Source organism: Dactylosporangium sp. CA-152071, from assembly GCF_050936335.1.
Lineage (GTDB): Bacteria > Actinomycetota > Actinomycetes > Mycobacteriales > Micromonosporaceae > Dactylosporangium > Dactylosporangium maewongense.
This window is the reverse complement of record NZ_JBNJMZ010000002.1, coordinates 4,239,984-4,252,698: the sequence shown is the minus strand read 5'-3', so window position 1 is coordinate 4,252,698 and position 12,715 is coordinate 4,239,984. Positions and strand designations below refer to the sequence as shown.

Sequence of the window (12,715 nt, the reverse complement as noted above, 5' to 3'; positions counted from 1 at the left end):
GCACCTTCGCCTTTGCGATATGCCGGCAGAGCCGTCCACGGCACCCGTCAGCACGGCAATGCCAAAGGTGCAGCCGCCTCTTGCAATTCCCTAGATTCATGACGGCCATCACCAATTCTGAGGCGGCCGGAGGGTCATTGTGTCCCAAACGATTCACGAGGTCTTCGAAGCGCGAGCTGCCAGCGTGCCGGACGCCGCAGCGGTCACCTCTGCTCAGCTGACCTGGACATACCGTGAGTTGAACGATCAGGCGAACCGGCTGGCGCACGGGCTGCGTGCCAGGGGCGTCGACGCGGGGGTTCCGGTGGCGGTGCTCATGGAGCGCTCGCCGGACGCCGTCCTGGCGTTCCTTGCGATCCTGAAGGCGGGTGGTGTGTATCTGCCGGTGCACGCCGCCTATCCACGTGACCGCCAGGCGTGGATCCTTGAACAGTCCGGCGCGCCGCTGCTGCTGGTGGACGCGGCCACGGCGCACCGCGGCACGCCCGGTCCGGTGCAGACCCTTGTCGTGGCGGAGGCACTCGCGGCGTCGGCCGCGGTGGACTCGGCGCCCGACAGCCGGGCCGACGGGGACTCGCCGGCGTACGTCATGTACACGTCGGGATCCACCGGACATCCGAAAGGGGTCGTCGTCGGTCATCGTGAGACCGTCGGCCTGATGCTGGACTCGAGCTGGCAGCCGGAGCGTCACCAGCGGGTGCCGTTGCTGGCGCCGTTCGCGTTCGACGTGTCGCTCTACGAGCTGCTCATGCCGCTGCTGCACGGTGGCTGCGTTGTCGTGCCGCCGGCCGGCGACCTGCAGATCGCGGCACTGCAGCGGCTCATCGGGGAGCACCGGATCACGGCCCTGCACCTGACTGCCGGTCTGTTCCGGGTGGTCGCCGAGGAGGCGCCGCAGTGCCTCGCCGGCGTGCGGGAGGTGCTCACTGGCGGCGACGTCATCGCGCCGAGCGCGGTGGCGCGGGTACTTAGCGCGTGCCCCGGCATCGTGGTGCGGGCCCTGTACGGCACCACCGAGGCCACGATCTTCAGCACGCAGGCCGCGATCGAGGCGCCGCGGTCCACGACGGCCGGCCTGGACCTGGGGCGGCCGTTCGAAGGTGTCGAGCTCCGCGTGCTGGACGAGCGACTCGACCCGGTCCCGGCCGGCGTCGTCGGTGAGCTCTACCTGGGCGGCACCGGCCTCGCGCACGGCTACCTGGGGCGTACCGACCTGACAGCCGAGAAGTTCGTTGCCGACCCGGCAGGCGCGCCGGGCTCATGCATGTGCCGCACCGGCGATCTCGTGCGCCGGTCCGACGGCGGCGCACTGGAATACGTGGGCCGGGCAAACGATCTCGTCAAGATCTTCGGTTTCCGGGTCGAGCTGGCCGAGATCGAGTCGGTCGTCGCGGCATACCCCGGCATGGCGGACGTCGCGGTCGTGGCGCGCGACGCTGGCAATGGCGAGAAGCGGCTCGTGGCCTACATCGTACCGGCGGCTGCGGGGGAACCGGACCTTGCGGCGCTGCGCGAGCACGTGCGCCAGGCCCTTCCCGAGTACATGGTCCCCGCGGCGTTCGTGGTCATCGGTCGGCTGCCGCTCACCGCGAACGGCAAGATCGACCGGGAGGCGCTGCCGCAGCCGGACTTCAGCGCCACCGCCTCCTACATCGCGCCGCGCAACGAGGAGGAGCAGGCGATTTGCGCCCTGTTCATCGAGATGCTCGGTGCCAGCAAGGTCGGCGTCGAGGACAACTTCTTCGACCTCGGCGGTCACTCGCTGCTCGGCCTGCGCTTGCTCAACCGTATCCGCGCGGAGCTGGGTGTGGACCTCAATATCAGCCGCCTGTTCGACACGCCCACCGTCGCGGGGTTGGCCGGCGCCGTCCGGGCCTCGAGCGCGTCGACGTCGGCACCCAACCACCCCTGAGTTCCGAGGAGACCAGATGACCAACCCATTCGACGACGAGGACGGCAACTTCGTCATCCTGGCCAATGCCGCGCAGCGACTGTCGCTGTGGCCGGCATCCATCCCGGTTCCGGCCGGCTGGTCCGTCGCGTTCGGACCTCGCGAGCGTGCGGCGTGCATGAACTACGCGAAAGACACCTGGACGCACCTGCGTCCGGCGACTGCGCCGGACCCGACCTAGGGGGACCACGATGACGTTGCATCTGCCTGCCGTCGCTGGCGAGGAGCCGGACGCACGCATTCCACTGTCGACGAACCTGGCCATGCTGTGCCTGTTCGACAAGGGGGAGACCGACGGTGCCTTCGGCCCGCGGCATCTGGTCATCCTGGGCTGGCGGCTCACCGGCCCGCTGGACCTCGTCGCCCTGCAGGGCGCCCTCGACGACGTGGTGGTCCGGCACGAGATCCTGCGCACGGTGATCGTGCGGGACGACGGCGAACCCTACCAGCAGGTCCGTGCCCCCGGTTCACCGCGGCTGGAGGTCGTCACGCTGCCCGCCGACGATCCGCGCTCGCGTGACGTGGTGGTGGACGAATTCATCAACGGCGTCGAGGCCGGCACGATGAGCGTGAACGAGCTGCCGCACCTGCGAGCCGTGGTCGGGCGATTCGACGACAAGGACGCGGTGCTCACGCTGATCACCCACCACATCGCGAGCGACGGCTGGTCACTGCACGTGCTCCTGCGGGACATCGCAGCCTTCTATGCCGCCCGGCGCGGGTTCGGTGCACCTGACCTGCCGCCGGCCCGCCAGTACGGCGAGTACGCCCGTTGGCAGCAGGAGGATCTGGCCGGTGCCGCCGCGGACGTGAAGCGTTCGTACTGGCGCGACAAGCTCAAGGGTGTCGAGATCACCGACATCCGGGCCGATCGTCGTCTGACTCCGCAGACCACAGCGGTGTACTCCGTGTACCGCTTCGTCGTCGACGAGGAACTCACCGCCGGCACGCTCAACCTCGCCCGGACGATGCGCAGCTCGCCGTTCATGGTCCTGCTCTCCGCGTTCAACGTCTTGATGCACAAGATGACCGGCATCGTGGACCTGGTGTCGTCGACGATCACCTCGGGACGCATCGACCCGTCGTTCAACGACACGATCGGGCCGTTCTTCAACCTGGTACCGCTGCGCACCGACCTCTCCGACTGCCGCAGCTTCATGGAGCTGGTACGGCGGACCAGGACGACGTGCCTCGAGGCGTACGCCAACGAGCTGCCCTTCGGGGATATCGCGGCGCAGGCACCCGACCTGACCAACACGTACACCCGCGACGACGGTGCGGTGGTCGCTTTCCAGCTGTTGCAGAATCCGGCGATGACCGAACCGGAGCTGGTCGGCGACATGCAGTACGCCGAAGTCCGCGAGCGGTACCTGTCCTGCGCCGAGACGTCGGACATCCCCAACGGTGTGCTGTGGGGCATGGACATGATGTCCAACGGGAAGATCGGCGGCACCATCCGCTTCAACAGCAAGCAGTTCGACGAGGCCACCATCGTGCGGATGGTCGACGACTACCGGCGGATCCTGACCAACGGCGTGGCCGATCCGCAGCGTCCGATGTCCGCGCTCTGAACCGAATGGAAGATCATGACCGAGTCTGAGGACCAGTTCGACGTCGTGGTGATCGGCGGCGGCCCGGGCGGATCAGCCACCGCGGCGATGCTCGCGCTCAAGGGCTGGCGGGTGCTGCTGCTGGAACGGGAGAAGTTCCCGCGCTACCACATCGGAGAATCATTGATCACCGGCGTACTGCCGACCCTGGAGATCCTGGGCCTGCGTGAACGCCTCGACGCGATGGGGTTCACCCGCAAGTACGGCGGCACGCTGCTGTGGGGCAAGAACCAGGGGACGTGGGGCTTCCGGTTCGCGGAGTCCTCGCTCTACGAGTACGCGTACCAGGTGCGACGGGCCGACTTCGACGCGCTGCTGCTCGCTCGGGCGCGGGAACTCGGAGTGCTCGTGGTCGAGGAGGCGACAGTCAAGGAGCCGGTGTTCGACGGTGAACGCGTCGTCGGCGTGGCGTACACCGAACGCGGCAACAAGGACGTGAAGACGGTTCGTTGCACCATGCTGGTGGACGCCTCCGGGCAGAACCACCTGCTCGGCAAGCAGTTCGACCTGGTCCGCTGGCACGAGGACCTGCGCAACATCGCGGTCTGGACCTACTACCAGGGCTGCAACCTGTACGGCGGTACCAAGGCCGGCGACATCGTCGCCGAGAACCGGCCGTCGGGATGGTTCTGGTTCATTCCGCTGTCCGACGGCACGGTCAGCGTCGGCTACGTCACGCCGATCGAGGAGTACAAGGCCTCCGGCAAACGGCTGGAGGACATCTACGCCGAGGAGATGGCACGGACCGAGGAGATCAAGACCCTCACCGCGGGGGCCCGGCGGGTCAGCGGCTTCCGCACCATCCGCGACTGGTCGTACACCTGCGAACGATTCCACGGTCCGGGGTGGGCCCTGGTCGGCGATGCTGCCGCGTTCGTCGACCCGCTGCTGTCCACCGGTGTCACCCTGGCCCTGCGCGGCGCCAACGCCCTGGCCGAGGCGATCGACGTCGTGCTGGACGACCCGTCCGCCGAGACCAAGATGCTGGACTGGTACGAGAACAGCTACCGGTCGTTCCTCGCCTCGGTCATCGAGTTCGTCCGGTTCTTCTACGACCGCACCAAGAACAAAGAGGAGTACTGGGACAAGGCCCAGGAGACCATCGACCCGCAGAAGTTGCGCCCGCGCGAGATGGACTTCGCCACCATGCTGTCCGGGCTGACCGGCGTCAACGACATCTTCTACCGGCCGCCGGTGCAGAAGGAATCACCGTCGGCCGGCTGAACTCCGCTGCGCTGTTGCAGCGGCTGCGGCGGACCGCTCGCGCCATGGGCCGGCGCCTATCGAGGCGCCGGTCCGCGGCGTGTTCGTCGGCCACCCGAGTCGAACGCCGTAGCGCGGATACGGTGGCCCCGCGAAGTGGGCGACACCGGTAAGCCGCCCATCAGGCCGCAGCCTGGCTCGGGCTGGCCCCCGATCCAATAGACATCGGCCCTCCGCCGCCCGCGGGCTGCCGCCGCACGACAAGCCCAGGGTGCCGGGCCGTGACGAGCCGCCGGGTCCTGAGCGCGCCAGCAGGGGCCGCCATCTGGCATCGGCCCAGCGTGCGTGGTGCCTCGTGCACGCCGTCCACCGCGGCGGAGACGATGCGGTCGTCGGGTACCGGCTGCACGACGACCACCGGCAGGTCGAGCACCCGGACCTCCCGCCGAGCGACGTGGACCTCTGGTGCGACGACGTCCCGGCGTCAGCATGCTGTAGCGCGACCTGCGACCCGGGACCGCCGTGGACGTCGCGTCTGGCGAGGCGATGAGCACGGTGAAGGTGCGCCTGGACGGCGGACAGGAGGTCGCCGCCGCGATCACCGCCGAATCCGCGCGGGACCTGACCCTGGACGAGGGCACGGCCGTGCTGGTGCTGGTGAAGTCGACCGAGGCGGCGGTCGCCGCGGCCGCGGTGTCGCGGATCAGCATCCGCAACCAGCTGGCGGGCACAGTCACCGCGGTGGAGCACGGCGCGGTGATGACGACCGTCAAGCTGAGCATCGAGGGCGGGGCGACGGTGACGGCTACCAAGGACGCCGCGGAGGAGCTCGACCGCGCCGAGGGCGCCGCCGCGGTCGCGCTGTCCAAGTCGACCGAGGTGAGCGTGGCGCTGCCGTAGCTGGCGCGCCGTTCTACGGCAGGTGCAGCAGCGGCGCGGGAGCGCCCGTAGCCCAGGCGGCGTCCAGTACGGCGAGCGCGTCTGCCGACGCGGCGGCGCGCAGGCTTCCCGACCGGGCCCCGGGCAGGATGCGGGCGCCGTCGCCGGCCGTGTCGACCGGGACGATCCGGCAGCCGCCGGGGAACAGCTTCGCGGTGCCGGACACCGGGGCCGACGGCAGCGGGCGGGGGCGGTGCCCGGCGAGGGCGGCGATGAGCGGCTCGAGGAGGGTGAGCGCGGCGACCAGTCCGGCGTACGGGTTGCCGGGCAGACCGACGACCCACCGCCCGCCGGCCGTGCGGGCCAGGGCCTGCGGATGCCCCGGCCGGCACGCGACCCCGTCGACGTGCCAGGTCGCCGACCGTTCGTCGAGCAGGTCGCGGAGGTGGTCGGCGACGCCGGCGGACGACGAGCCGGTGACGACCAGCACCGGCGCCTGCGCCGCGTCGATCGCCGCCCGCAACGCCGCCGGGTCGTCGTCGATCCGGCGGTACGTGCACAGCCGCCCACCCGCCCGTTCGACGATGGCCGTGACGACGGGCGCGAACACGTCCCGGACCTGCCCCGGCCCCGGACTGCCGTGCAGGACCACCTCGTCGCCGGTGACGAGCACGTCCACTTCCGGCCGGGGATGCGCCACGACCCGCTCGACGCCGACCTGCGCGGCCGCCGCAACCGCCGTCGCGGTGACGATCCGCCCGGCGGGGACGAGGAGGTCGCCGGGGGCAGTGTCCTCACCGGCCCGGCGGACATGGGTTCGCGCGGTCCACGTCCCGGACACGGCGTCGCCGTCCCGGTGACAGTCCTCGTACGGCAGCACCGCCTCGGTGCCGGCCGGGACCTGGGCGCCAGTGGCGATCTCGACCGCCTCCCCGTGACCGAGCGGCGGCACTGTCCCCGGATGGCCGGCGAAGACCCGGCCGGTGATCCGCCACGGCCCGGCCCCGGCGACGGCGTAGCCGTCCATCGCCGCCGCGTCGAACGCAGGCGCCGCTGTGCGCGCCTCGACCGGCGCCGCCAGCACGTGCCCCACCGCGTTACCGACCGGCAGCGCCACCGGGGGGAACGGCCGCGCGACCTGCCACGCCGTGGTGTACGCCTGTGCCCAGGCCATGTTCGCGTGCCCTCGCGGAGCCGCCGCCGGCGTGATCACCTGTGTTCCTGTGGCGGGCATTCGTCCACCGCACCGGACCGCAGTGTCCACGCTGTGCCGTTCCAGGTTCGCCATCGCAACCAAGTCCTCTCGAACGCCCCCACCCGTCGTGCGCTCAGGATCCAACACCGCCGAAACGCCGGTACACGGTGTGCGCGGAGCATGGTCGCGGTCGACGTGTCGAGGAGGGGAGTGCAGGTGACCGACGTGCGCCGCCGCATTCACCAGAGCGCGTGGACCCTGGCCGGGTCGCACGGCTGGTAGCCCGCAGCGCTGAACCTGCGGTCCACCCTGCCCTGCGCACGTCACTGGAGGCCGTTGCGATGACCACCATCGATACTGTGCCGTCCCTGCCTCGCAACTGCACCTTCGATCGTGCCGACTGGGCGGTCCTTGCCCGCGCCTGGTATCCGGTCGCCCGCTGCGCGGACGTCGGCGCCGCACCGGTGTCGCGGCGGCGCTGCTCGACGCCCAGTCGGACGTCTACCGCGCTGGTGACACCGTGTTCGTCGCCGACGATCTCTGTCCGCACCGAGGGTGGCCGGCCCTGCCCACGGGGGCGATGCTGGGCTGGGACGAGCCGGGCTTCCAGCGGGTGACATGCCCGCCGTTCGACGTTTCCAGGTCGCCGGCCGGCAGGTCGAAAGCCTTCCCGGGAGAACGTGATGTGGCGGCGGCGCAGACCGCTCGTTCCAAACGTCACGCGTCGACGCGAAGCGGTCGGCACCGGCTGCCGAGTGCTTGAAGGGATCGCTGCCACCTGATGGACGCGGACGGCGCAACTGCAAAGCCGACAGTCACCGCCCGGCTTCCTCGAGACCAGCAACGGGTCACGGACGTGAACGTGTCGATCAGGACGTCGGCATGGTCGTCATCCGACGTCCGAGATCGACGCGGCGCAGCGCGTCGGACAACGCGGCTGCCGAGACACCATGCTGGAGACCGACGGTGATGCCGTCGCGAGGACGTCGGCGAGCCCGGACACCGCCGCGTCGTGCGCGCCCGCACGTAGCTGCATCCAGCACGGGGCGCCGTCCTGGCCGTGCCCGACGGCTAGCGGTAGTTTGTTAGCTCAGGTGGTACAGGTACAGGGGTTGTCCACTTGCGACGGCGTCGAGGAGTGCCTGGAGCTCGGCGGGTGGGGGCCTGTTCGACCACGCCCGCCAACAGCGCCGCAACATGATCCAGGGAACGAGCCAGCCGCGGACCTCCCGGATGGTTCGGGGCCAGCACAGGGCTGCCGACGGCCTGCCGGGTGCGGGTCCCCCTCTCTCGAGCACCGGGATCAGGGGGTGGTGCTGCTGGCTGTGACGGTGCTCGATCTGCTAACCAGGCATCCCAGCAGAAGCAAAACGCGCAGTTGACCAGGGTCTGATGGCGACGGATGGCGGTGTCGGAACGGGCTTGGAAATCGGCCCACCCGAGTTCGTCCTTGACCTGCTTGTAGCCCTGCTCGATCCAGTGCCGGATCCCATAGATCCACACGATCTCCGCCAGGTCCGCGGGTGGATGAGGGCTGTCGACAGCCCGGGGGCCGCCGAGTCGAGGCAGATCGGTGGCCAGATACCAGGTGGCCTTCTCCGGCAGGGTGGCCGGGTCGGCGGTGGCCACGACCAGCCGGGTCGTCCCGTCCGGCCCCCACCAGCCCAGCCGCGCCTCGGCGGCCCACCACGTCTGGGTATGCCCGTCGCGGAACGTCCGGGGCGCCGGCGTCCAGTCGCCCGGCTCTTCGGGACTGTTCCAGGCCAGGTCGCGGGCAGCGTCGACGGGGGTGTACGCCTGGTCTGCGTAGGCCCATGTCCCCCGGTGCGGTTTGAGGGCCATGACGAATGGCAGTCCCGCCGCGCGGAGGTCGGCCCGGAAGCCGTCCTGGTCGCCGTAGGCACAGTCGGCGGCCACCGCGCGGAAGACCACGCCCGACTGACGGGCTTGCACGGCCAGGTCGGCAGCGATCTGCAGCTTGGTGCGGAAGTCTGGGTCGTGCTTGCCTTTCGGGAAGTGGTGCGCGGGGGTGTAGGGCACCGCATGCAGCGGGTAGTACAGCCGCTCGTCGGCCCACAGGGTGGTCACGGTGACGATCCCGCGGTCGGTCTTGCCATAGCGGCCCAGCCACTGGTTGCCCACATGCGCGGTGGCGGTACCGTCCTTGCGGTCACCGGAATCGTCGACGACCAGCACCCCACCGGCATGCGGCGCGGTGGCGGGATCAGCCAGCAGCAACTCCACCCGCCGGGCGTTGACCTGCTCATGGTCCCAGGTGGACTCCGACAGGAAGAACTGCAGCCGTTGTACCGCCGGATGCTGAGCCCCGATGACCGGCTCAGCCCCGGCCAGACAGGTCAACGTCTTGTTCCGGTCACGCGGCGCGAGCAGCCCGGTCAGGTACTCACGAAACCCCCGACGCTGGGCCAGCCTGCCGAACAGATCATCGAAGCGGGCAGCGTAGCCCTCCAACGAACCCGGCGCCGGTGGACACCGACGACGCACAGTCATCGCTCACACCTCAGCAAACCTACAAAAGTCCGAACACTTCACGGCTATTACTGCCCAGAAGCCGCAGGCAACAAACTACCGCTAGTGTGCTGAGTCGTTGATTCGTTGATAGATTGCTTGGCATGGGTGATGGTCGTGGCCCGAAGCTGGCGACGCTGGAGCTGACGGCTGCGGAGCGGGAGGAGTTGCAAGGCCAGTTGGGTCGCTGTTGGGTTGTTTGGTGGGCGAATCGGCGCTTGGCAGCCCACCGACGGAGCATCGCGCGCCGGTTGGGATCGTGCGGCTGCCACCGCCAAGGCCCTGAGCTGCGCTCGGACACTCCCGGGAGCGTAAACCTCGACCACCTGAAGGAACGGTCGGCGAGCAGCGAAGGGCGCGTTCACAACGACAGCAGAACCACCGGGTGTGCCGTGTCAGATCGCCTCCGCCACGACGTTCAACGCATGTGTGTCGTTGACGCCGAGCGCCAGCTCGATCCGGGGGCAACCTTTGCAGGTGGCAGCGCCACATGCAGACACATCGACTGTCTGCATGTATCGACCGACATGCGCCGCTGTCACTCGGGGTCGTTGCTACTGTCGAGGGCGGATTTTGGTACGTCGTGATCTCGAAGAGCGAGTCACCTGGGGTTCCGCATGGGGCAAGCGCCGCGGCAGTTGACGCCGGAGGTGTCACCACGGCACACGTTCGGCGCCCGGCTCCGGCAGTGTCGTGAACAGCAAGGGCTGTCTCAGGCGCAGCTCGCCGCCAAGCTGTTCGTCTCCGCCGACCTCGTCGCCAAGGTCGAGAAAGCGCAGCGCCGGCCCAGTCAACGATTCGTCGAATCGTGCGACATGGTGCTGGGCGCGGGCGGAGCGCTCGCGAGATTCCTGCCCGAGCTCGTTGGCGACGGCGAGCGGACCCGACAGGCGCCACCACCGGACAACGTGGAGGGAGTCGACGACATGCGTCGGCGTGCTGTGTTGCAAGCAATGGCCGCATTGGCCGTTTCAAGTCCGGGCAGCTCGCACCGCGTGCCCGAGCCGCAGGTGGGCCGACTTGAAGACGGTGCAGACGCACTGCGCCGGCTTTACCACGAGTGCACGTCGCCGAGGGACCTGCTTGCGCTGGTCCGCTCGCACCTCGACGCGACGGCCGACGTCCTACGGCAACTGCCAAGCGGACCGCTGAGGCAACGGACGTTGAGCAATCGCAGCGAAGTCAGCACCCTGGCGGGGCGCCTCGCCTTCTTCGACCTGCACAGCGACAACCAGGCCCGCGGATACTTCGGCCTCGCGCACGAGGCCGCCCTCCAAGCCGAGAACGACGCATTGGCCGCGGCCGCGCTCGGTCACCTGGCATTTGTACCCGCACGAGAGGGCAACGTCGCGGCGTCCATGGACTACCTCAGCGGCGCGGCCCGGCATGCCGCGGCCAGCGGTGTGACGACGCTGCAGTCCTGGGTAACGGCGATCGAGTCGGAGCTGGTGACGGCGGTCGCGCCGACCCTCGCCCTGCAGGCCCTCGAACGCGCGACGGACTTGATCGCGCAGCCGAACCAGGCACCCGTACCGGTCTGGCTCGACTACTACTCCGCCGACCGGCTCGCCGGCTTCCACGGCTACACACTGCTCCAGCTCGGCCGCGGCGGCGACGCCCGTGCTGTGCTGACGGCGGCTCTGAACGGACTGGAACTGGAGGCGGTGAAGCAGCGGGCGGTGTTCCTAGCCGACATCGCCACGAGCTATCTGACCAGCGAGGACCCAGACGTGGATCAGGCGTGCGCAGTCGCGACCGAGGGCATCGCCAGCCTGCAGCGGTTCGGCTACGCCACCGGAGCGGAACGCCTCCACGCGATCGGTGCTCGGCTGCGTCCGTGGGAAGATCAGCCCGCAGTCCGTGACTTCGACGAACGATTGGCCGCCCTGACCTCATGAACAACCCCAGCGCCTTCGGCCCTATCCGCGCGGTGTACTTCGATGTCGGTGAAACACTGATCAACGAGTCGACCGAGTACGGCACCTGGGCGGACTGGCTCGGCGTTCCCCGGCACACGTTCTCCGCGGTCTTCGGCCAGGTCATCGCCCAGGGACGCGACTACCGCGAGGTGTTCCAGCACTTCCGACCAGGCTTCGACCTCGCCACCGAGCGGCAGCGCCGTGCCGACGCCGGCCTCGCCGAACATTTCAACGGACGTGACCTCTACCCGGACGTACGCACGTGCATCGCCGAACTCAGAGCAGCCGGGCTCTTCATCGGCGTTGCCGGCAACCAGACCGCCCGCGCTGGCCGCCTGCTGCACGAACTCAACCTCGGCGTCGACCTGATCGCCACCTCCGACGACTGGAAGGCGGAGAAGCCGACCCAGGCCTTCTTTGACGCCCTCATCGAGTCGGCGCCTTGCCCACCTGAGCAGATTGCGTACGTCGGCGACCGCCTCGACAACGACATCCTGCCCGCCTGCGCGGCCGGCCTCGTGACCGTCTTCGTGAAGCGCGGCCCATGGGGGTACTACTACGCTACGCAACCGGACGTGCAGCAGGCTCACATCCGCGTTGACGGCCTCGAAGGTCTGGCCAAGCAACTGACCCGCGACTGACCACGTCGGGTGGCATTCACCCGCGTTCCGCAGTCCGTGGGCATGTGAAGTCGCCTGACGGGGTGTAGGTGCTGGTCAGCGGGTTGATGCCGTGTGCGCGGCACGGAAAGGCGTGGGCACACGAGATCGACAACTGTTCCCTTGTTGTGCCTTGTGAATGAACGGGTTCAGGGTCATCGTGTGGGCATGTATCTGCGGACGACGCAGCGCCGCAACAGCGACGGGTCCACGGTTCGGTACCTGCAGCTGGCGCACAACCATCGCGTCGACGGGGTGACGCAGGCCGAGGTGCTGGTCAACTTCGGTCGCGAGGACCTGCTCGACGTGGCCGGTCTGCGCCGCCTGGTGGGTTCGATCAACCGTTATCTGGGCGAGGAGCCGGTGGACTTCGCCGGGACAGCCGGCGGTGGCCCGCTGACCGTGGTCGAGTCGCGTTCCTGCGGGTCGGTGTGGCTGCTCGACGGGCTGTGGAAGGCCCTCGGCATCGACAAGGCCCTGGGTGAGGTCCTCGACGGGCGCCGGTTCCGCACGCAGGTCGAACGCGTGCTGTTCGCGCTGGTGGCCAACCGCGCGGTGGCGCCGGCGTCGAAGCTGGCCGCGGCGGAGTGGGCATCGTATGACGTCGCCGTCCCCGGACTGTCCATGATGGACGCCGATCAGGCGTATCGGGCGATGGACCTGCTCATCGACGCTGACGCCGGCGCGCACGCGACCGTGCAGGAGACGGTGTTCTTCGCCGTGGCCGACCTGCTCAACCTGGAAGTCGACGTGCTGTTCTTCGATTATCC

The 12,715-nt window shown here is 69.2% G+C and carries 9 protein-coding genes and 1 pseudogene; 8 read left to right on the top strand and 2 right to left on the bottom strand.

Features of this window, described 5'->3' with window-relative positions; translation table 11 throughout:
* Positions 1–139: 139 nt before the first annotated feature.
* The 5 genes from ACQEVZ_RS58900 (at position 140) to ACQEVZ_RS58880 (ending at position 5,664) form a co-directional block, all read left to right on the top strand.
* A complete protein-coding gene (locus tag ACQEVZ_RS58900) occupies positions 140–1,912 on the top strand; it encodes an amino acid adenylation domain-containing protein (RefSeq protein WP_433385585.1) in 1,773 nt (590 codons plus the stop codon).
* Between the two features lie 16 nt (positions 1,913–1,928).
* Positions 1,929–2,132 carry an MbtH family protein gene (locus ACQEVZ_RS58895; protein WP_433385582.1) on the top strand — a complete coding sequence of 68 codons (204 nt, stop codon included), beginning with the start codon at positions 1,929–1,931 and terminating at the stop codon, positions 2,130–2,132.
* 10 nt (positions 2,133–2,142) lie between these two features.
* A complete protein-coding gene (locus tag ACQEVZ_RS58890) occupies positions 2,143–3,522 on the top strand; it encodes a condensation domain-containing protein (RefSeq protein ID WP_433385579.1) in 1,380 nt (459 codons plus the stop codon).
* Positions 3,523–3,537: 15 nt separating this feature from the next.
* The gene (locus ACQEVZ_RS58885; RefSeq protein ID WP_433385576.1) at positions 3,538–4,785 is read left to right on the top strand and encodes an NAD(P)/FAD-dependent oxidoreductase; all 1,248 of its coding nucleotides are present in this window, start codon (positions 3,538–3,540) and stop codon (positions 4,783–4,785) included.
* A gap of 501 nt (positions 4,786–5,286) precedes the next feature.
* On the top strand, positions 5,287–5,664 hold the full coding sequence (locus ACQEVZ_RS58880; protein ID WP_433385573.1) for a TOBE domain-containing protein: 378 nt from the start codon (positions 5,287–5,289) through the stop codon (positions 5,662–5,664).
* 13 nt (positions 5,665–5,677) lie between these two features.
* Here the strand turns inward: ACQEVZ_RS58880 and ACQEVZ_RS58875 are convergent, their stop codons facing one another.
* Together ACQEVZ_RS58875 and ACQEVZ_RS58870 are read right to left on the bottom strand one after the other, a co-directional pair.
* Positions 5,678–6,817 (bottom strand): molybdopterin molybdotransferase MoeA, encoded by a 1,140-nt coding sequence (locus tag ACQEVZ_RS58875; protein ID WP_433385570.1) that lies wholly within the window; start codon positions 6,815–6,817, stop codon positions 5,678–5,680.
* Positions 6,818–7,909: 1,092 nt separating this feature from the next.
* On the bottom strand, positions 7,910–9,349 hold the full coding sequence (locus tag ACQEVZ_RS58870; RefSeq protein ID WP_433383984.1) for an IS701 family transposase: 1,440 nt from the start codon (positions 9,347–9,349) through the stop codon (positions 7,910–7,912).
* A 635-nt stretch (positions 9,350–9,984) separates the two neighbouring features.
* Here ACQEVZ_RS58870 and ACQEVZ_RS58865 point away from each other — a divergent pair.
* The 3 genes and pseudogenes from ACQEVZ_RS58865 to ACQEVZ_RS58855 form a co-directional block, all read left to right on the top strand.
* On the top strand, positions 9,985–11,265 hold the full coding sequence (locus ACQEVZ_RS58865; RefSeq protein WP_433385567.1) for a helix-turn-helix domain-containing protein: 1,281 nt from the start codon (positions 9,985–9,987) through the stop codon (positions 11,263–11,265).
* Complete coding sequence (locus ACQEVZ_RS58860; RefSeq protein ID WP_433385564.1) at positions 11,262–11,927, top strand: HAD family hydrolase; 666 nt, start codon at positions 11,262–11,264, stop codon at positions 11,925–11,927. Before ACQEVZ_RS58865 ends, ACQEVZ_RS58860 begins: the two co-directional genes overlap by 4 nt.
* 186 nt (positions 11,928–12,113) lie before the next feature.
* Positions 12,114–12,710 (top strand): annotated as a pseudogene (locus ACQEVZ_RS58855) (IS1634 family transposase); the annotation flags it as partial.
* Positions 12,711–12,715 lie beyond the last annotated feature (5 nt).

Excerpts from the sequence above, each read along its gene's own strand:
- ACQEVZ_RS58890 (WP_433385579.1), top strand. The coding sequence starts at position 2,143 with ATGACGTTGCATCTGCCTGCCGTCGCTGGCGAGGAGCCGGACGCACGC.
- ACQEVZ_RS58895 (WP_433385582.1), top strand. The coding sequence starts at position 1,929 with ATGACCAACCCATTCGACGACGAGGACGGCAACTTCGTCATCCTGGCC.
- ACQEVZ_RS58885 (WP_433385576.1), top strand. The coding sequence starts at position 3,538 with ATGACCGAGTCTGAGGACCAGTTCGACGTCGTGGTGATCGGCGGCGGC.
- ACQEVZ_RS58875 (WP_433385570.1), bottom strand. The coding sequence starts at position 6,817 with ATGGCCTGGGCACAGGCGTACACCACGGCGTGGCAGGTCGCGCGGCCG.
- ACQEVZ_RS58865 (WP_433385567.1), top strand. The coding sequence starts at position 9,985 with ATGGGGCAAGCGCCGCGGCAGTTGACGCCGGAGGTGTCACCACGGCAC.
- ACQEVZ_RS58860 (WP_433385564.1), top strand. The coding sequence starts at position 11,262 with ATGAACAACCCCAGCGCCTTCGGCCCTATCCGCGCGGTGTACTTCGAT.
- ACQEVZ_RS58870 (WP_433383984.1), bottom strand. The coding sequence starts at position 9,349 with ATGACTGTGCGTCGTCGGTGTCCACCGGCGCCGGGTTCGTTGGAGGGC.